Consider the following 19,783-nt stretch of genomic DNA (forward strand, 5'->3'; position numbering starts at 1 on the left):
GCGGAGACGCTGCTTGACGTCATCGTCGGCCCCTGAACCCGCCGCCCGTCCGGCGTCACGCCGTCGAACGGTCGCGGGACTGGCGGCGTTCGCCGTACTGATCGCGGGCTTTTCGGCGCTGGGCGTCTGGCAGGTCCAGCGCCTGGCGTGGAAGCAGGAGCTGATCCGCCAGGTCGACAGCCGCATCCACGCCGACCCTGTCCCTACGCCGGGGCCTGCAGGTTTCGATGCGGTGACGCGCGATGCGGACCAGTACCGCCGCGTCACGGCCAGCGGCCGGTTCCTGCATGACCGCGAGACGCGGGTGAAGGCGGTGACGGACCTGGGGCCTGGCTTCTGGGTCGTGACGCCGCTGACGGACGCGCGCGGCTTCACCGTCCTGATCAACCGGGGCTTCGTTCCGTCCGAGCGCGCCGCGCCCGAAAGCCGCGCTGAGGGTCAGGTGGAAGGGCCGGTGTCCGTTACCGGCCTGTTGCGGATCAGCGAACCCGAGGGCGGCTTTCTGCGCGACAACGATCCGGCGGGCGACCGCTGGTTCTCGCGCGACGTGGCCGCGATCGCTGAGGCCAAGCAGTTGAGCGGCCCGGTCGCGCCCTATTTCATCGACGCGGACGCGACGCCCAATCCCGGCGGCTGGCCGCGCGGCGGGCTGACGGTGGTGCGGTTCGCCAACAGCCATCTGGTCTATGCCCTGACCTGGTTCGGCCTGGCGCTGATGTCGGCGGGCGGGGCGGTGCTGTGGCTGCGCGAAGAGCGGCGCCGCAGGCTGGGGGGGCGATGATGCAGACCCAGACCCTGAGCCGCTTCGCCCGCACCCTGATGGGCATGGACGCCAATGCCGAGACGTCCGTGTCGCCGGGCGCGGCCGGTCGCCGCAACATGCTGCTGCTGATCCAGTTGCGCTGGCTGGCGGTGATCGGTCAGGTGGCGACCATCGTCATCGTCCACTGGGGCCTGGGCATCAGCCTGCCGCTGGGGCCGCTGCTGCTGGCACCGACGGCCCTGGCGGTGATGAACCTGGTCAGCGCGCCGGTGACGCTGCGGCGCAAGGTCGTGACCGACCCGGAGATCCTGCTGGCCCTGTGCGTCGATGTGGCGGCGTTGAGCTGGCTGCTCTACTTCAGCGGCGGGGCGACCAATCCGTTCGCGGCCCTGTACCTGATGCAGGTGGTGCTGGCGGCGGTGCTGCTGCGCCCGGCCTACGCCTGGGGCTTCGTGCTGGCGACGGGCGCTTGCCTGGCCTTCCTGGCGATCTGGCGGCAGCCGCTGGACCTGCCTGCCGGAGCCGATGCGCGGCTGGGCCTGATCCAGCAGGGCGCCCTGATCAACTTCATCCTGATCGCCGTGCTGCTGGTCGCCTTCGTCACCCGCACCAGCCAGAACGTGCGCGCCCGCGACGCCTATCTGGCCGAGGCGCGGCAGCAGGCGGCGGAACAGGACCACATCGTGCGCATGGGGCTGCTGGCTTCGGGCGCGGCGCATGAGCTGGGCACGCCGCTCGCCTCGCTGTCGGTCATTCTCAGCGACTGGCGACGGATGCCCGCGCTGAACCGCGACGAGGATATGGTGCAGGACATCGAGCAGATGCAGGCCGAGGTCGAGCGCTGCAAATCCATCGTCACCAACATCCTGATGTCGGCGGGCGAAGCGCGCGGCGAGGCGCCCACCGTCACCACCTTGAAAGCCTTCCTGCAGGAGATCATTGCGGAATGGTCCGACAAGGCGGGCGAGGTCATGCGCGTGACCTTGGACGGCCCGACGCCTGGCAATCCGTCGATCATCGCCGACCCGGCGTTGAAACAGGTGTTCAGCGCGCTTTTGGACAACGCCCACGAGGCTGGGGCGCGGAACCTGGAAGTGCGGGCCGCCGCCGACGCGGGCGGGTTGTTCATCGCCTTCGAGGACGACGGTCCGGGCTTCTCGTCGGCGATCCTCGAGAAGCTGGGCCAGCCCTATCAGTCGACCAAGGCGCGGGCGGGCTCGGGCCTGGGCCTGTTCCTGCTGGTGAATGTGATACGCAAGTTGGGCGGGACGGTGGTGGCCGTGAACCGTTCCAGAAAGCAGGAAGGCGGGCAGGGGGCCATGGTGCGCCTGACCTTGCCGATCGACGCCCTGGCTCCGAAATGAGGGGCCTGGAAAGAGGGAATGAGATGACCGACGAGCCCCGCCAGCTTCTGATCGTCGAGGACGACGAGTCCTTTTCGCGCACTCTGCGCCGATCTTTCGAACGACGCGGCTATCAGGTCGTCTCGGCGCACAGCCACGATCAAATGGTCGAACTGCTGAAGACGCACCATCCTGATTACGCCGTGGTGGATCTGAAGCTGGGAACCGCGTCAGGCCTGACCTGCGTGCAGACGCTGCACGCCTTTGATCCCGACCTGGTGATCGTGGTGCTGACCGGCTTCGCCAGCATCGCCACGGCGGTCGAGGCGATCAAGCTGGGCGCGCGGCACTACCTCGCCAAGCCCGCCGGCACCGACGCCATCGAGGCCGCCTTCGGCCGCGAGGCGGGCGATCCCGATGCGCCTCTGACGGCGCGCTCGACCTCGATCAAGACGCTGGAGTGGGAGCGCATCCACGAGGTGCTGGCCGAGACCGACTTCAACATCTCCGAGACCGCGCGTCGCCTGGGCATGCACCGCCGCACCCTGGCGCGGAAACTGGAGAAGCGGCAGGTCAGCTGAGACCTGCCCTATTCAGGCGTCATCCTCGGGCTTGTCCCGAGGATGACGAACTGAGAGAGAGAGGGAAGGCTCACCTCTCCGTCTTCAACGCCCCCAACACGGCTTCCGTATCCTGTCCCAACTTCGGCGGCGGGGCGTCATATCGCACCGGAGTCTTCGACAGGCGGATGGGCGAGGCGACAGTGCGGACGGGATCGGCCAGGTCGGGCCGCGTCTGCTCGACCGTTAGGCCGCGATGGATGGCCTGGGGCTCCTCGAACACCTGATCGATGGTGTTGACCGGGCCGCAGGGCACGCCCGCCGCCTCAAGCGCCTGCATCAGCCCCTGCATGGTGAAGCCTTGCGTCTGCGCGGCGATCAACGGTCCTAGCGCCTCGCGGTTGGCGACTCGCAGGGCGTTGGTGGCGAAGCGATCCTCGACTTGCAGCCTCAAGGCGCCGCACAGGGCGCGGAACTGGCCGTCGTTGCCTACGGCGATGATCACCATGCCGTCCGAACATGGGAAGGGCTGATAGGGGGCCAGATTGGGGTGGGCGTTGCCCATCCGCGTCGGCGCCTTGCCCGATACGAAGTAGTTGGTCGCCTGGTTCGCCTGCATGGCCGCCTGAACGTCGAACAGGGCGATGTCGACGTGCTGGCCTTCGCCCGTCGCTCGCGCGTGCCACAAGGCCGCCAGGATGGCGTTGGAGGCGTACAGGCCGGTGAACAGGTCCACGACCGCCACCCCGACCTTCATCGGCTCGGCGCCTGGCGCGCCGTCCGGCTGGCCGGTGATGGACATCAGCCCGCCCATGGCCTGGATCATATAGTCGTAGCCCGCCCGGTGCGCGTCCGGCCCGTCCTGGCCGAAGCCGGTGATGGAGCAATAGACCAGCTTCGGATTGACCGCCGCCAGCGAGGCGTAGTCGAGTCCGTACTTCTTCAGCCCGCCGGTCTTGAAGTTCTCGACCACCACGTCGCAGGTCGCCGCCAAACGGCGCACGGCTTCGGCGCCTTCAGGGCTGGCGATGTCCAGCTCGACCGACTTCTTGCCCCGGTTGGCGCACAAGAAATAGGCGGCGTCGCCGGGCTTTCCCTCAGCCGTGGTGGTGAAGGGCGGCCCCCAGTGGCGGGTGTCGTCGCCCGCGCCCGGCCGTTCGATCTTGATGACCTCGGCCCCCAGGTCCGCCAGCGTCTGCGTCGCCCACGGCCCGGCCAGAACCCGCGACAGGTCCAGCACGCGCACGCCGTGAAGCGGGCCATAAGAGGAAGGGGCGGCGGGAATCGAGGCGGTGTCAGACATGTCCGCCTTCTAGCAGAAACCGGGCGCAGCCGGATGGCCTCGCGCCGAGGCGCGACGATCATCCAACATATGAAAAGAAGGAGACGATGGTGGGTGATCACAGGTTCGAACTGTGGACCCGCTGATTAAGAGTCAGCTGCTCTACCAACTGAGCTAATCACCCGCACCGTCGTCTGCGCCCTTGGTGTGGCGCCGGTCCTTCGCGGCGGCGTTGATGGCCTCGGCGAAGGGCGCTCCTATTACTCAGGACCGGGGGGCGACGCAAGCGCCAAATGCGTCTTTTATCGCGATTGCATCGCGCGCTAAGGTCGCGCCTTGAATCAGCCGCCGAGAAGACGCGGCGAGGGGGAGTAAAGATTATGGCGTTCTGGAACCGTCGTCGCTCGATCGACGCGATGCTGGCCCCGCATTCGGGGCCGGGGCTCAAGAAAACCCTGGGTTGGCCGCATCTTATGGCGCTGGGCGTCGGCGCCATCGTCGGAACCGGTATCCTGACGCTGATCGGCGTCGGGGCGGGTCTGGCGGGTCCGGCGGTGCTGATCAGCTTCGCCCTGGCCGGTCTGGTGTGCGCTTGCGCGGCCCTGGCCTACGCCGAACTTTCGACGATCATGCCCGCTTCGGGCAGCGCCTATACCTATTCCTACGCCGCGTTGGGCGAGATTTTCGCCTGGGTCGTGGGGTGGAGCCTGATCCTGGAGTATTCGCTGGTGGTGTCGACGGTGGCCGTCGGCTGGTCCGGCTACGCCGTGCCCTTCCTGGCGGGGCTGGGCGTCGACCTGCCGTTCGCCCTGACCGTGGGACCGCACGTCGAGGGCGGGCTGATCAACCTGCCGGCCATCTTCATCATCGCCATTGTGACCGGCCTGCTGCTGCTGGGCACGAAGGAAAGCGCCACGCTGAACGCCATCCTGGTGTTCGTGAAGATCGCCGCCCTGGTGGTGTTCGTGGCCATCGCCATGCCGCACTTCGATACGGCCAACTTCACCCCCTTCATGCCGCACGGCTTCGGCGCGCCCTTCGTGCAGACAGGGGTTATGGCCGCGGCCGCCATCATCTTCTTCGCCTTCTACGGCTTCGACGCCATCGCCACGGCGGCGGAAGAGACCAAGAAGCCCGAGCGCGACCTGGCCATCGGCATCGTCGGCTCGATGGTGGTCTGCACCGTGCTCTATATCGCCGTCGCGGCCGCTGCGATCGGCGCCGCCCCGGTCGCCAGCTTCGCCGACAGTCCCGAGCCGCTGGCGCACATCATGCGCGGCCTGGGCCAGGGCGTCGCCGCCCAATGGATCGCCGCCGCCGCCGTGATCGCCCTGCCGACCGTGCTGCTGGCCTTCCTGTTCGGTCAGAGCCGCATCTTCCTGGGCATGGCGCGCGACGGCCTGCTGCCCAACCGCCTGGCCAAGATCTCCAAGCGCGGCGTTCCGGCCGTGGTGACGATCTTCACCGCCATTGTCGTGGCCTTCCTGGCCGGCATCATGCGTCTGGACGAGCTGGCCTCGCTGGCCAACGCCGGCACCCTGATGGCCTTCATGGCCGTGGGCGTCAGCCTGATCGTGCTGCGCGTGCGTGAACCGAACCGCGAGCGCAAGTTCAAGGCGCCGCTGTGGTGGCTGGTCGGCGGCATCGCCATCATCGGCTGCATCGTGTTCTTCTTCAGCCTGAAGAGCTCGACGCAGCTCTACTTCCTGCTGTGGAACCTGTTCGGTCTGGCTCTGTACCTGCTGTGGTCGTCGCGCAACTCGCGCCTGGCCAAGGGCGAGGAGTCCGAGGCCTGATGGCGAGACGCGACCTGTCGGGGGCGGTGGATTTCACCGTCCTCGAAGCCATGACGGCGGGCATGGATGATGTGACGGAAGAAGTGCTGGGCCTGTTCGCAGAACAGGCCCGCATGTGGTCGGCCATGCTGGACGCGTCCAGCGAGGGCTGGCGCGACGCGGTTCACACCATCCGCGGCGCCGGGGCTGGCATCGGGGCCAAGGCCCTGGCCCAGGTCTGCGAAGAGGTGGAGTTCGGCGAACAATCCGCCGCGCCCGCCGGGCTGGAGCGGGTGAAGACGGCGCTGGATGCGGCCCTGGCCGATGTGGCGGCCTATCGCCATGAACTGGCGTTGAAGAGCCTGAAGGGCTGAAAGGTCGTCAGACCCGCGTCTTGTCCCAGGTTCCGAACTCGTGGGCGATGCAGCGGTCGATCAGCAGGCGCCAGACCGGCTCGGCGATGTCGGGCGACAGGCCGGCGGGTTCGGCCGCCTTCAGCACCTTGGCCACCACGTCGTCGATGCGGGCCTGATCGAAGACGGCGTCGCGGTTCGGCTTGATGCGGGCGGCGGCGTCCATATAGCGCTGACGCTCGGCCAGCAGGGTCACAAGAGCGCGGTCAAGGGCGTCCACGCCCTGACGCACGTCCAGCATGGTGGCGCAGTCTTCCGGGGCCTTGCGCGCGTCGATGGCGACAGCGGCGGGAGAGGTCATCAGGTCAGCCGACAAAGGCGCGCTCCAGAACATAGTCGCCGGGTTCGGCGTTCGAGCCTTCTTTGAGGCCGTAGGATTCCAGCAGCTCGCCAGTCTCCTTGATCATGGCCATCGAGCCGCACAGCATGACGCGGTCGCTGTTGGGCGAGAAGCCGATGGGCAGTTGCAGGTCGGCGAAGACGTCGCCCGACTTGATGCGGTCGGTGATGCGGCCCGGCGTCTCGAACCGCTCGCGGGTCACGGTCGGATAATAGGTCAGCTGGGCCTTGGCCTCGTCGCCGATCAGCGGGTCGTCGTGGATGCCGTGGCTGAAGAAGTCGCGGTAGGCCAGGTCGGCGACGTTGCGCACCGTGTGGCAGACGATGACCTGCTTGAAGCGGGAATAGGTCTCGGGATCGCGCGCCACCGACAGCCACGGCGCCAGGCCGGTACCGGTGCCGATCAGCCACAGACGCTCGCCGCCGGTCAGGGCGTCCAGCACCAGGGTGCCGGTCGGCTTCTTGCCCATCAGGATGCTGTCGCCCGCGACGATCTTCTGAAGGCGCGAGGTCAGGGGGCCGTCCTCGACCTTGATGGAGAAGAATTCCAGCTCCTCGGCCCAGAAGGGCGAGGCGATGGAATAGGCGCGCAGCACGGGCTTGCCGCCGTCCTCGCCCGGCAGGCCGATCATGACGAATTCGCCCGAGCGGAAGCGGAAATCCTCGGGCCGCTTCACGCCGAAGCTGAACAACTGGTCGTTCCAGTGGCGGACCCACAGGACTTCCAACTCATGAAACGGACTGGCCTTGACGGGCGGCGCGGAGAGGGAGGCGTCAGACATGGCGACTACCTAGGCCGTCGCGGGCGGTTGCGAAAGAGTGCTGCGGCGATCCTTCCGTCCTCGCGGCGTAAGGCAGGCTGAACCGCAATCAGCCAGCCTGCCTCTCGGCCTGTGCTAGGCTGCGTTCCATCCAAGGGGTGAGCGATCGCGCACCGCGTGGAATTTCAGACGATTCAGACGAATTGGACTCTGTTTTTCTTCCTTCTCCCCTTGTGGGAGAAGGTGGGCCCAAAGGGCTCGGATGAGGGGTTTCTCGGGCAGTGGCGAAAGCCGCGTGGTCGGACAGGTCGCGAGACCCCTCATCCGTCAGGCTTCGCCTGCCACCTTCTCCCACAAGGGGAGAAGGACGAATTGCGGATGACGACGGAAGATTCCGTCTCTAGCTTCACCGCCATGCGCACTTTTCTTCTTGCTTCGACGATCCTGATGGCTGCGACCTCGGCCTTCGCCCAATCCTCGCCGCACCCGGCGGCTCCGCCCGCCGCCACGGCGCCCGCGTCCTCGATCCTGACGGTCGAGCGGGTCTTCGCCAATCCGTCCCTGGCCGGGCCGGTGGCCAAGGGGGTCAGCCTTTCGCCCGACGGCGAGCTGGTCGCCTTCCTGCGCTCGCGCGAGGACGACGTGGACGTGCTGGATCTGTGGGCCGCGCCGGTGAAGGGGGGCGAGCCGTTCAAGCTGATCGACGCCCGCGCCCTGGTCCCCGATGCGGGCGAATTGTCCGAGGCCGAGAAGGCGCGGCGCGAGCGGATGCGGATTTCCCAGCGCGGCGTGGTCGAATATTCGTGGGACGAACAGGGCCGCTACATCCTGGCCCCGCTGGAAGGCGACGTCTTTCTGGCCAATCGCGCCGACGGCTCGGTGCGGCGTCTGACCGAGACGGCGGCCGATGAGATCGACGCCAAGGTCTCGCCCAAGGGGGGCTTCGTCAGCTTCGTGCGCGATCAGAACCTGTTCCTGGTCAATCTGGAGACGGGCGCCGAACAGGCCATCACCACGGACGGCAAGGATCTGATCACCTGGGCGACGGCCGAGTTCATCGCTCAGGAAGAGCTGGACCGCGACACCGGCTATTGGTGGAGCCCGAACGAACGTTACATCGCCCTGCAACGCACGGACGAGAGCACGGTCGACGTCATTCCGCGCCTGGACATCACGGGCGGCGGGGCCTCGGTCATCTCGCAGCGCTATCCTCGCGCCGGGCGGCCCAACGCCGTGGTCGAGCTTTATGTGCAGGACGTGCAGAGCGGCCAGAGGGTCAAGGTCGACCTGGGCGCCGACAACGACATCTATCTGGGCCGGGTGAACTGGGCGGCGGACGGTTCGGTCGCCTATGTCCAGCGCCTGTCGCGCGACCAGAAGCGGCTGGACCTGCTGAGCGTCGATCCGGCCACGGGCGCCAGCCGGGTGATCGTCAGCCAGACCTCGAACGCCTGGGTCAACGTCACTCATGATTTCAAGGCGCTGAAGGACGGCAACTTCATCTGGTCCAGCGAGGAGAGCGGGTGGCGTCACCTGTATCTCCATAACAAGGACGGCCGCCGCCTGCGGCCGATCACGCGCGGCGACTATCCGGTCAAGTCGCTGGCGGGCGTGAATCAGGAGACGGGCGAGGTCTTCTTCACCGCCTCCATGCGCGACGGCCGGGAATACCCGATCGAGCAGCAACTGTTCCGCGCCAGCTACAAGCGGACGCTGAACCCGACCGAAGTCACCCCGCGCGGCGGCTGGTGGAGCGCGTCGGTCAACAACACCGGCACGGCCTATGTCGGCAACTACAGCGACGTGAACACCCCGGCGCAGTCGGCGCTGTACTCGATCGACGGACAGCGCGTGCGCTGGATCGAGGAGAACAGGCTGCAACCCGGCCACCCCTTCTGGCCCTATGCCGAGCGTCAGCAGAAGCCGACCTTCGGAACCCTTCAGAGCCACGGCGAGACGCTGATGTGGCAGATGACGACGCCGCCGGGCTTTGATCCGTCGAAGACCTATCCGGTGGTGATGGAAGTCTATGGCGGGCCGTCGGGCGGCGGGGTGAAGAACGCCTGGCAGCCGGCCAAGACCCAGTTGCTGACCGAGGCCGGCTATATCGTCTTCCGCCTGGACAACCGGGGCGAAGGCGACCGTTCGGCGGCCTTCAAACAGGCCCTCTATCTGAAGATGGGCCAGCCCGAGATCGCGGATCAGGTCATCGGCGCGGACTATCTGCGCTCGCTGCCCTATGTCGACGACAGCCGGATCGCCATGATGGGCTGGTCCTATGGCGGGTTCATGAGCCTGATGGCGCTGACCGAGCCGAAGATGGGGCTGGCCGCCGCGCTGGCGGGCGCTCCGCCGACGGAGTGGAGTCTGTACGACACCGCCTATACCGAGCGGTATATGTCGACGCCGCAGGCCAATGTGGACGGCTACGCCGCCTCGGATGTGGTGAACCGGCTCGACAATCTGACCGGCCGTCTGCTGCTGATGCACGGCATGGCCGACGACAACGTCATCTTCGAGAACACCACGCGGGTTCTGAACGCCCTTCAGGAAAAGAGCATCCCCTTCGAGACCATGCTCTATCCGGGCCAGCGCCACGGCATCCGGGGCAATGATCGTCAGTTGCATCAGTGGCGGACCTATCTGGACTTCCTGGACCGCACGATCGGGACGCGGGCGCCGCAGAAGGCGGACTGAGGCCAACTCTGATCCGGCGGAACCCGGCCGTGCGGCCGCCGTTCCGCCGGAATGGAAAAGCTGTTCAATCATCTGGCGAACGCGACGGCCAAGCTGGCGGGGCGGCCGTGGACCTTCATCGTCTGCCTGGCGGTGGTGCTGATCTGGGCCGTGACGGGGCCGGCGTTCAAGTTCAACGAGACCTGGCAGCTGGTGATCAACACCGGCACGACCATCGTCACCTTCCTGATGGTGTTCCTGATCCAGAACACCCAGAACCGCGACGCCGCCGCCATGCACGCCAAGATGGACGAGCTGATCTATGCGGTGAAGAAGGCCGATGCGGGCTTCATCGGCATCGAGCACCTGACCGACAAGGAGCTGGCGGCCATCCTGCAGGAGGTCGAGCGGCGCGGCCGCGATATCCACGCCGGCCAGCCCGCGCGGGCGGTCAGGAGCCGTCCGGCGTCACGCGCGGAGGCCTGATCGGCCCCGCCGAAAAAACAGAGTCCAATTCGTCTGAATCGTCTGAAATCGCTCCGCGCCGTCGGTGGAGCGCTCATGATGGCGGACGGACGGGAGGCGGCGGGCTGATCGCAGTAAGCCACGCGCAATCGCCGTGTTTTGCCGGGATTAGAGCGACGCGATAGGCGATGTTCGATCCTTCTCCCACAAGGGGAGAAGGGGCGCGGCGGCTAGTCGCGGTAGTTCAGCGCCGGGGCGCGGTCGCCCAGCAGGGCGCGGTATTGGAAGTCAGGGCCGCGGCGGCGCTCGAATTCGGCCTTGGCGGCCTGGATCGTCTCGGGGCTCTGGAACAGTTCGGCGGTGGTCAGGGCCAGGGTCTTGGCCGCCAGATGGGCGCCCTTCAGGCCGATGGTCGAGCCTGCCGCCACCACGTTCTGCCACGAGTGACCGGCCGAACCCGGCACGAAGGTCGCCGTCGACAGGCCGACCGTCGGCGTGACCCAGGACACGTCTGAGACGTCGGTCGAGCCGCCGAAGTCGCCGCCGATCACGGCGTCCTCGATCTGGCCGACGGAGGCCAGGTCGGGCTTGGTGGTCAGGGTCTTCTGGATTTCCGACGCCAGGGCGGTTTCCTCGGCCGTCCAGCTGATGCCGCCGACATGGCGCAGGTTGCGGTCCATGACGTGCATCAGGGCTTCGTTCGGCAGCATGGAGTAGACGCCGCCAATGGCCTCGAACTCGACGCGGGTGCCGGTGCCCAAGGCCGCGCCGTCGGCCGCCAGCTTCACCCGCTCCAGCACGTCGCGGACGATCTCCGGGTTGTTGTGACGGACGTAGTAATAGGCCTCGGCGTAGGCCGGGACGACGTTCGGCGCCTTGCCGCCGTCAGTGATGGCGTAGTGGATGCGGGTGCGGTCGGGCACGTGCTCGCGCATCAGGTTGACCATGGCGTTCATGGCCTCGACGCCATCCAGGGCCGAGCGGCCCTTGTCCGGCGCGGCGGCGGCGTGGGACGCCGTGCCGTAGAAGCGGAACTTGCCCGAGACGTTGGCCATGGTGTCGCCCTGGCGGGCCGAGTTCACATTGCCGGGGTGCCAGTGCAGCGACACGTCCACGTCGTCGAACAGGCCGTCGCGGACCATGTAGACCTTGCCCGAGCCGCCTTCCTCGGCGGGCGTGCCGTAGACGCGCAGCTCGCCCTTGATGTTGTTGGCGACCATCCAGTCCTTCACCGCGATGGCGGCGTGGATCGAGGCGGCGCCGAACAGGTTGTGGCCGCAGCCGTGGCCCGCATGGCCGCCCGCGGATTCCTGGATCGGGCTGAGGGTCTGCGACAGGCCGGGCAGGGCGTCGTATTCGGCCAGGACCGCGATGACCGGACCGGAACCGTTCTTGAAGCTGGCCAGGAAGGCGGTCGGCTCATTGGCGATGCCGGGCGTGACGGTGAAGCCGGCGTCGCGCAGCTGGCCCTGCAGCAGGGCCGAGCTCTGGGTCTCCTGATAGCCCAACTCGGCGAACTTCCAGATTTCGAGCGCGGCGTGGTCGAGGGCGGCTTGATTGCGGTCGACGGTCGAGACGATCTGCTGCTGGGCCTGGGGCGACAGCTCGCCGGCCAGGGCGGGGACGCCGACGCCGGCCAGGGCGGCGGCGAGGGCGAGGGCGCGCATTGAAACGGGCTTCATGGAGTACTCCGGGAACAAAAGAAGGGAGGACGGAAGGCGTCGCCGCCTGCCGTCCCCGGACGATCAGAGATCGGTCAGAAGGTCTTGCGGATGCTAGCGTACCAGTAGCGACCGTAGGGCTGATAGACGGTGCCGACATAGCCGCCGCTGGACAGGGGCGGTTGTTCGTCGGTGATGTTGCGCACGCCGACGCGGACCGCCGTGCCGGACAGAAGGCCGCCGTCCTCGAACTGATATTCGCCGTACAGATTACCCGTCAGGGTGGCGTCGACGGTCCAGGGCTCGTTCGCCGCATTGGTGACGGAGTCGTCGTAGAGCGACGAGATGTACTGGGTGAAGGCGCCGACGGTGATGTTCTGATAGCGCCAGGTTCCCGACAGCGACCACTTCCATTCCGGGCGGCCGAAGTCGCGAAGCAGATCGCCTGCGCTGCCCGAGAAGTTGATCGCCGGATCGATGTCCCCGGCGTCCATCGCGTCCATCAGCTCCTGAACGCCCGGTGACGGCTCCAGATAGTATTTCAGGAAATGCGAGACGTTCAGGTTCAGGTTGAAGTCGCCGTAGCGGGTGCCGCGCAGGCTCCACATGGCGCCCAGGTCCAGTCCCTCGACGGTCTGGGGCTGCTGATTGGTGTAGGCGTCCTTGATGTAGAGAATCTCGCCCGCGGGGGCGAGGCCGGTGCCCGCGAACAGGCGGATGTCCTCGGGCGTCGGGGCCGCGCGCACCACGTTGGGGTTCGAGCCGCCGCTCTTGCGCAGCAGATAGTCCAGGGTGATGGCGTTCTGGCCGCGGAAGATGCCGACCATGCCGGTCTGCTCGACCCGCCACCAGTCGGCGGTGAAGGTAAAGTCGCCGTAGTCCGCCGGGATGAAGCGCGGCTGCACCACCAGGCCGAAGGACAGGGTCTCGGACTCCTCGGGCTGCAGGTCCGGATTGCCCGAGCGTTGCTCGGCGGTCAGGCGCGCGATCCGGGCCGTGCTGACGGCGTCGGCGTCGGGGAAGGTGGAGGGCGGGGTGAAGCTGCCGCCGCACAGGTTCATGTTGCTCAGCGCGCCGCGACGCAGCAGGGCCTCGCAATAGGCCCAGTCGGTGCTGGTGTTGGAGCGGGTGATGATCGTGGCGTTGATCTGTTCCAGGTTCGGGGCGCGGAAGCCCTGGGCCCACGAACCGCGAACGCGGAACCCGTCGACGATGTCCCAGGCCGCCGCGAACTTGGGCTTGGCCACGTCGCCGAAGTCGGAATAATTCTCGAAGCGCCCGGCGATCTGGACCTCCAGGTTGTGGACCAGGGGCACGCCCATCTCCGGCGAGACCAGCGGGGCGGCGAACTCGATATAGGCCGACAGCACGTCCCGTTCGCCGTAGGTGTCGGGGTTCATCGATGAGTTGATCAGGTCGCTGTAGGTCGCGCCCGATCGGTCGGTATAGGTGATCGTGCCGTCGATGCGGCTGTCGCGGTCGTCCAGCTGGGTCTCCGTACGGGCCTCGACGCCGGCGGCCATGCCGACCGGGCCGGCCGGCAGGGTGAAGAGGTCAGGCCGCGAGATCTTGAAGTCCCACATGCCCAGTTCGGTCTTGGTCTTGCGGACCATGTCGACGCCGATGGCGTCCAGCGCCGCCTGGCTCGACGGGGTGGAGTCGCCGTAGCGCGGGTGCGTCGGGTCGCCGCCGTTGAAGAAGTTGTAGGCGTCGGGCGTGGACTTGGACGCCCACTCGAACAGGCGCGTGGTCGAGATGTTGTCCGACACGTCCTCGGCCGTCGCTTCGGACCAGACCAGGGCGGTTTCCCAGTTCCAGCCGCGCCATTCGCCGCGCAGTCCGCCCAGGGCGCGGAACTGCTTGTTCGTGACCTCGACGCCGATCGGACCGAAGTCGTTGAAGCGATAGCCGCTGAGCAGCAGATCCTCGCCGGTCGGATTGTAGAAATTCGTGCCCGGAATCGTCATGACCACGGACGACAGGGTGTTGATCGGCGCCTGCCGCGCCTTGGACTTGGCGTAGTAGCCGCCCAGCTCGCCGAAGAATTCGACGTTGTCGTTGATCTCGTAGCGGCCGGTCAGGAACAGGTTGAAACGATCCACCTGGGGAATGACCGTCAGGTCTTCCTGGGCCGTATCGGCGCGCAAGGCAGCGTCAACCGTGGTGCCGTTCTTGATGCACAAGCCGTCGCCCAACTGCCGGATACAGCCGGACAGGGTGTTGGGCTGGATGGTGAAGGCCGAGCGGTTCGCGCCGCCGATCGAGGCGGCGCCGTCCGCGACGCGGAAATAGCCCCAGGGCGTCAGCGACGAGACGCCGTTCAGCGTGGTGTCGTTCTCGAAGCCCGTTCCGGCGAACAGAGAACGGATGTCCACGGAGGCGGTGTAGTCCTGATCCAGCGTTGAAAGCTCGTCGCGGTGGTCGTAGTTGAAGAACAGGGACAGGTTGCCGCGTCCGTCGGCGATGTCCTTGCCGCCGTAGAAGGAGAAATTGCTCTCCCACATGTCGGTGCCCTCGGCGGCGCCGTACTGGGCCGAGACGGTCCAGTCGTTCATGTCGTCGCGCAGGACCGTGTTGACCACGCCCGCCACGGCGTCGGCGCCGTAGATGGCCGCCGCGCCGTCGCGCAGGACTTCAAGCCGCTTCAGGCCCGACACTGGAATGGCGTTGGTGTTGTAGGTCAGGACGGGGACCAGGTGCTCGTTCGCCTGGGACGTCGGGTGCCCCACGACCCTGCGGCCGTTCAGCAGGACCAGGGTGTTGCCGATGCCGAGGTTGCGCAGGTTCACCGAGCCGGTGTCGCCGCGCGCCGAGTTGGACGAGGCCGGAAGATACCCCGAGTTGAACGTCACATCGCCCATCTGGGGGATGGAGCGCAGCAGTTCGTCGCCCGAGGTGGCGGCGGTCGCCTGGATCAATTCCTCGCCCACGACCGTGACGGGCAGGGCGGCCGTGACCTTCGCGCCCCGAATCTGGGAGCCGACGACGACGATGTCTTCGACCTGGACGGCCTGTTCGTTGGCTGGCGTCTGCTGGGCGTGCGCCGTTCCGGCGGCGAGCAAGGCGGTGGAGGCCAGCATGGCGGCCTTTATGTTTCGACGTGCATGGACTGAACGCATGAGCTTGGCATCCCCGTGTTTGATCATCGCCTCGGCATCCCCTCCGATTGAGCGTCGTTTGATGGCCGGCGACCGTCGCGCAGCGCGCCGTCGCCTGAGTTTTTATCGATGGCGGACAATGCGCCGCACTTCGGACTAAAAGACGCCATAGTTGGCGGCGTCAACCTTTTTGGGTTAAATATTGCTGATATTAAAAATAATGAGCGCAATAATCACTAAGAAATGCCCTTGAAGTCGACTTTTTAGCAATGCTATCGCTCGCTCATCGGATTTGAGGTCAGTCGTCGCGGTCCGCTCGTCGCTGTTCGAGGCGGGGCGGCGATAGATTGTGACGGGGGCTGCATGCACATCACCAAACCCAGAACCCTGGTCGCCTTGACGGCGGCCCTGATGCTGATGGGCGGGCCGGTCCTGGCCAAACAGACCGCGCCGGTCCGGCCCGCCGCGGGCAGCGGCGGCGACATCGTCAACTACGGCCAGATCCACAGCCCTGTGGTGGGGCGCGGCGGCATGGTGGTCAGCCAGAGCGACCCGGCCACCCGCGTGGGCGTCGAAATCCTGCGTCAGGGCGGCAATGCGGTGGATTCGGCCGTCGCCGTGGCTTTCGCGGAAGCCGTGACCCTGCCGCGTGCGGGCAACATCGGCGGCAGCGGCTACATGATCGTCCATATGGCGGCCACGGCCGAGCGGCCGGCCCAGACCATCGCCGTCAACTATTACGGCACGGCCCCGGCGGCGACGACGCCGGACCTGCTGCTGGACGACAGCGGCCGCTTTGACCGCAGCAAGCCGTCGGGCTTCATCAACGTCTCGGTGCCGGGCACGGTCATGGGCATGTGGGAGGCGCACGCGCGCTTCGGCTCCATGCCCTGGGCCGATCTGATCGCGCCGGCGATCAAGCTGGCCGAGGAAGGCTATGTCCTGTCGGACGGCGAGGCCGACGCCACGGCCGGGCGGGCGCGGGTGCTGGCGACCGATCCGGGCGCGCGCGAAGCCTATCTGAAGGCGGACGGAACCCCCTATCGCGCGGGCGAGACCTTCCGTCAGCCTCTGTTGGCCGAGAGCCTGCGCAAGGTGGCGCGCGGCGGGGCCGATGAGTTCTACAAGGGCGAGTTGGCCCGCCAGATCGTCGCGGGCGTCCAGGCCCAGGGCGGGGTGATCACCATGGCCGACATGGCCGCCTACCGCGCCGACGTGTCAGAGCCGATCTGGGGCAGCTATCGCGACCATCGCATCGCCTATATGCCGCCGACGGCCTCGGGCGTCAGCGTCGCCCAGGCGCTGAACCTGTTGGAGCATTTCGACCTGCGCGCGATGAGGTGGGGCAGCGTCGACAGCCTGCACCTGATCTCCGAGGCGATGAAGATCACCTCGTCGGACCGTCGCCTGATCGGCGGGGCGCCGCAGTGGACCACCCCGGCGCATGGGCTGGCGAGCAAGGAATTCGCCGCCGAACGCGTTCGACTGATCGCCTTGGACCGCACCCTGAAAGCGGCCGATATCCCCGAGGGCAACCCCTATCCCTATGAGAGCCAGGACACGACCCACTATTCGGTCGCGGACGCTTTCGGCAATGCGGTGTCGAACACCTACACCCTGTCCAACTCCTACGGCGCGCACGTCGCCCCGGTGGGGACGGGCATCCTGCTGAACAACCACCTGGACAACTTCTCGTGGGGCACGCGCGGGGAGCCGAACTCGCCCGCGCCGGGCAAGCGCCTGGGTTCGACCATCACGCCGATGGTGGTGTTCAAGGACGACAAGCCCTGGCTGGTCACAGGCACGCCCGGCGGCGGCTACATCATCGCCACCATGGTCCAACTGATCTCCAACGTGATCGACCACGATCTCAACGTGGCCGAGGCGGCCATGCGTCCGCGTCTGAACCAGGCGGGAGGCGACAGTCCGCTGGAGCTGGAAGGCGGTTTTTCGCCCGACGTCGAGCGCCTGCTGCGCGAGCGGGGGCACGCCGTGCGTCCGTCGATGACCATGGGGAGCACCCAGTCCATCATGGTCGATGGCGACCGTTTCCTGGGCGCGGCCGACACTCGGCGTCCGGATGCTCTGGCCCTGGGCGTACGCTGAGCCGCCGCTTGCTGTTTCGGCCGTTCGATGGTCTGAACGACCGCTGTTGAATCAATCGGAGGGGGAAGCCGATGTTGCGCAAGGTTCTGCTGGCGGGCGCCGCGGGTCTGGTTCTGGCTGGAGCAGCGGCTCCCGTAGCGGCGCAGTCCGCGCCCGCCTCGGCGGCGGCGTCGGCCGCCTGGCGGGACGGCCTGTTCGGCGTGCGACAGGACAGCGACAAGGGCAAGGTCTCGGTGCGCCTGCCCGCGCCGGACGCGGACGGGGTTCTGGGCCGTTATCTGTATCAGCCGGGTCTGTCGGCGGGCCTGGGCATGGACGGAGCGGGGCTGGATCGTTCCGGCCTGGGGCAGACGCAGATCGTGGTCTTCCGCAAGGTCGGGAACCGGGTCTTCGCCGCCTTCGAGAACCATCGCTTCCGCGCCGTGGACGCCGACCCGGATCAGGTCAACGCCGTCGCCGCCTCCTTCGTCTCGCCGGTCGTCTGGTCGACTGAGGCGACGGACGCCGGGGCCGACGGTTCGGTCACGGTGGACCTTTCGGGCTTTCTCGAGCGCGACGCGGTCAATGTGGTTTCCCGTCTGAAGCGTGCGCGGCTGGGGACGTTCAAGCCGGCCGCCAGCCTCGGCTACGTCGATACGGCCCAGACCCTGGTCTTCCCTGACAATGTCGAGTTCCAGACGGTCCAGACCTTCACAAGCGACGAGCCGGGCGGCGAGCTGTCGCGCGTTTCGCCGGAAACCCGTTCCGTCACCCTGGCGGTGCGCCATTCGTTCATCCGACTGCCGGACGAGGGCTTCCTGCCTGTGCTGCATGATCCGCGGTCGGGCACCTCGGCTCAGGTGACGGTGACGGATTTCGCCGCCGACCTGGATCAGCCGGTGGTCAGTCGGCTGGCCCGCCGGTTCCGGCTGGAGAAGACGGATCCTTTCGCCGCCCGTTCGCCGGTGAAGAAGCCCATCGTCTTCTACGTCGATCGCGCCGCCCCGCCCGCCATCCGCGAGGCCCTGATCGAGGGCGGCAACTGGTGGGCGCAGGCCTTTGAACAGGCGGGCTATCTCAACGCCTTCCGTGTCGAGCTCCTGCCCGAGGGGGCGCATCCGATGGACGCCCGCTACAACATCATCTCCTGGGTTCACCGCGAGACGCGTGGCTGGTCCACCGGCACCAGCGTCAACGACCCGCGCACCGGGGAGATCGTGCGCGGCGTGGTGCAACTGGGCTCCCTGCGCGACCGTCAGGACAAGATGATCATCGAAGGCCTGATCGGCGCCGCCCGCAGCGGCACGGGCGGCGAGGACGACCCGGACCGTCTGGCCTATCACCGCCTGCGCCACCTGTCGGCGCACGAGATCGGCCACGCTCTGGGCATTGCTCACAACTTCGCCGCCTCCACCTTCGAGGGGCGGGCCTCGGTCATGGATTATCCGGCGCCGTGGGTGATCGCGGACGGGGATCGGCTGGACTTCAGCCAGGCCTATACGACCGGCGTCGGCGCCTGGGACCGCTATGTCGTCGACTGGCTCTATGGCGACGCGCCGGGACGTGATCCGATCGCACGGCGAGCGGCCTTGGCCGCCGAGGCGCAAGCAAAGGGCTACCGCTTCGTCAACGACACCGATACCCGTCCGCTGGGCAGCCTGCAGCCCTACGGCGCCATGTGGGACAACGGAACAGACCCGACCGCCGAGTTCGCCAACACCCTGGCGGTGCGGCGCATCGCCCTGTCGCGCTTCGGCCTGGCCAATCTGCCGGCGGGCGCGCCGGCGGCGGACCTGCGCCGGGTCATCGTGCCGATCTATCTCTATCACCGCTATCAGACGACGGCGGTGGGGCGTCAGATCGGGGGCTTGGACTACAGCTACGCCGTCAGCGGCGACGGGCGTGAGCGGGCCGAGGTCGTGCCTGCGGACAAACAGCGCGCGGCGCTGGAGGCCCTGATGCTGGCCCTGTCTCCGGCCGAACTGGACCTGCGCGACGATCTGATCGATCTGCTGTCCTCGGCCCAGTCGGGCAATTCGGATCGCCAGACCCAGATCGAGCTGTTCGAGGGCAAGACCGACGCCGTGTTCGATCCGTCCTCGGCGGCGGCGGCGGCGACCGAGGTGGTGTTTGAAACTCTGTTGGCGCCGGAGCGGCTGAACCGTTTGGTCGAGCAGGAGCGCCGCGATCCGGGGCAACTGGGCCTGGTCGAGACGCTGGATCGGGTGGCGGTCGCCGTCGGACCAGGGGCGGCGTTGAGCCCGCGTCAGGCCGAGTTGCGCCGCGTCGCCCGCGCCCGCTACACCGCCCATCTGGCCGCGCTGATCCAGGGCAAGGATCTGTCCTCGACGGCGCAGGGCGCGGTGCGCGACAGCGCGCGGCGGTTCGGGGAGCAGTTGAAACGCTGCCGCGGCGACCGGCTGGAGACGGCGCAGTGCGCCTATCTGGCGGAGGCTCTGACCGGGCCGGTCGAGGGGCTGAAGGCGCTGAGCGAGACGCTGCCGGTCGCGCAGGCGGTGCCGCCGGGGGCGCCGATCTGACCCTGACTGAAGAGGCGACCCT

Annotated in this window: 14 protein-coding genes and 1 tRNA gene; 9 read left to right on the plus strand and 6 right to left on the minus strand. The window is 67.4% G+C overall.

All coding sequences use genetic code 11. The features are described 5' to 3' along the window. Nucleotides 1-13: 13 nt before the first annotated feature. From EGK63_RS04355 to EGK63_RS04365, 3 genes are read left to right on the plus strand one after another with little or no spacing between them, the layout of a single operon-like run. A complete protein-coding gene (locus EGK63_RS04355; RefSeq protein WP_125900084.1) occupies nucleotides 14-781 on the plus strand; it encodes an SURF1 family protein in 768 nt (255 codons plus the stop codon). Then, the gene (locus tag EGK63_RS04360) at nucleotides 778-2,127 is read left to right on the plus strand and encodes an ATP-binding protein (RefSeq protein WP_243637567.1); all 1,350 of its coding nucleotides are present in this window, start codon (nucleotides 778-780) and stop codon (nucleotides 2,125-2,127) included. The genes EGK63_RS04355 and EGK63_RS04360 overlap by 4 nt, the downstream gene beginning before the upstream one ends. A 23-nt stretch (nucleotides 2,128-2,150) precedes the next feature. After that, the gene (locus EGK63_RS04365) at nucleotides 2,151-2,687 is read left to right on the plus strand and encodes a response regulator transcription factor (RefSeq protein ID WP_087141195.1); all 537 of its coding nucleotides are present in this window, start codon (nucleotides 2,151-2,153) and stop codon (nucleotides 2,685-2,687) included. Nucleotides 2,688-2,757: 70 nt separating this feature from the next. Here the strand turns inward: EGK63_RS04365 and EGK63_RS04370 are convergent, their stop codons facing one another. Continuing rightward, nucleotides 2,758-3,969, minus strand: coding sequence for a CaiB/BaiF CoA-transferase family protein (locus tag EGK63_RS04370; protein WP_125900085.1), 1,212 nt, complete (start codon nucleotides 3,967-3,969; stop codon nucleotides 2,758-2,760). 87 nt (nucleotides 3,970-4,056) lie between these two features. Then, a tRNA-Lys gene (locus tag EGK63_RS04375) sits at nucleotides 4,057-4,132 on the minus strand. A gap of 196 nt (nucleotides 4,133-4,328) precedes the next feature. Here EGK63_RS04375 and EGK63_RS04380 point away from each other — a divergent pair. Continuing rightward, nucleotides 4,329-5,744 carry an amino acid permease gene (locus EGK63_RS04380; RefSeq protein ID WP_125900086.1) on the plus strand — a complete coding sequence of 472 codons (1,416 nt, stop codon included), beginning with the start codon at nucleotides 4,329-4,331 and terminating at the stop codon, nucleotides 5,742-5,744. Continuing rightward, nucleotides 5,744-6,097, plus strand: a complete 354-nt coding sequence (locus EGK63_RS04385; protein WP_125900087.1) for an Hpt domain-containing protein — start codon at nucleotides 5,744-5,746, stop codon at nucleotides 6,095-6,097. The genes EGK63_RS04380 and EGK63_RS04385 overlap by 1 nt, the downstream gene beginning before the upstream one ends. A 7-nt stretch (nucleotides 6,098-6,104) precedes the next feature. Here EGK63_RS04385 and EGK63_RS04390 read toward each other — a convergent pair whose 3' ends face one another. Together EGK63_RS04390 and EGK63_RS04395 are read right to left on the minus strand one after the other, a co-directional pair. Further along, nucleotides 6,105-6,437, minus strand: a complete 333-nt coding sequence (locus tag EGK63_RS04390; protein ID WP_125900088.1) for a chorismate mutase — start codon at nucleotides 6,435-6,437, stop codon at nucleotides 6,105-6,107. A 4-nt stretch (nucleotides 6,438-6,441) separates the two neighbouring features. After that, nucleotides 6,442-7,257, minus strand: coding sequence for a ferredoxin--NADP reductase (locus tag EGK63_RS04395; protein ID WP_125900089.1), 816 nt, complete (start codon nucleotides 7,255-7,257; stop codon nucleotides 6,442-6,444). A gap of 393 nt (nucleotides 7,258-7,650) precedes the next feature. Here EGK63_RS04395 and EGK63_RS04405 point away from each other — a divergent pair, with 393 nt between their 5' ends. Both EGK63_RS04405 and EGK63_RS04410 read left to right on the plus strand, forming a co-directional pair. Next, nucleotides 7,651-9,933, plus strand: a complete 2,283-nt coding sequence (locus tag EGK63_RS04405) for a S9 family peptidase (protein ID WP_125900091.1) — start codon at nucleotides 7,651-7,653, stop codon at nucleotides 9,931-9,933. A 51-nt stretch (nucleotides 9,934-9,984) separates the two neighbouring features. After that, nucleotides 9,985-10,398 (plus strand): low affinity iron permease family protein, encoded by a 414-nt coding sequence (locus EGK63_RS04410; protein ID WP_125900092.1) that lies wholly within the window; start codon nucleotides 9,985-9,987, stop codon nucleotides 10,396-10,398. A 209-nt stretch (nucleotides 10,399-10,607) separates the two neighbouring features. Here the strand turns inward: EGK63_RS04410 and EGK63_RS04415 are convergent, their stop codons facing one another. Then, entirely contained in the window at nucleotides 10,608-12,059 is a 1,452-nt protein-coding gene (locus EGK63_RS04415; RefSeq protein WP_198398686.1) for an amidohydrolase, read from the minus strand. A gap of 74 nt (nucleotides 12,060-12,133) precedes the next feature. Further along, the gene (locus tag EGK63_RS04420; RefSeq protein WP_315023529.1) at nucleotides 12,134-15,118 is read right to left on the minus strand and encodes a TonB-dependent receptor domain-containing protein; all 2,985 of its coding nucleotides are present in this window, start codon (nucleotides 15,116-15,118) and stop codon (nucleotides 12,134-12,136) included. 381 nt (nucleotides 15,119-15,499) lie between these two features. On the opposite strand from EGK63_RS04420, the gene ggt reads away from it, so the two are divergent. Together ggt and EGK63_RS04430 are read left to right on the plus strand one after the other, a co-directional pair. Continuing rightward, complete coding sequence (gene ggt / locus EGK63_RS04425) at nucleotides 15,500-17,242, plus strand: gamma-glutamyltransferase (protein WP_125900094.1); 1,743 nt, start codon at nucleotides 15,500-15,502, stop codon at nucleotides 17,240-17,242. A gap of 71 nt (nucleotides 17,243-17,313) precedes the next feature. After that, complete coding sequence (locus tag EGK63_RS04430; protein WP_125900095.1) at nucleotides 17,314-19,761, plus strand: zinc-dependent metalloprotease; 2,448 nt, start codon at nucleotides 17,314-17,316, stop codon at nucleotides 19,759-19,761. The last annotated feature ends 22 nt before the right edge of the window (nucleotides 19,762-19,783 follow it).

The sequence above is a fragment of the Brevundimonas sp. 357 genome (assembly GCF_003938605.1).
GTDB lineage: Bacteria > Pseudomonadota > Alphaproteobacteria > Caulobacterales > Caulobacteraceae > Brevundimonas.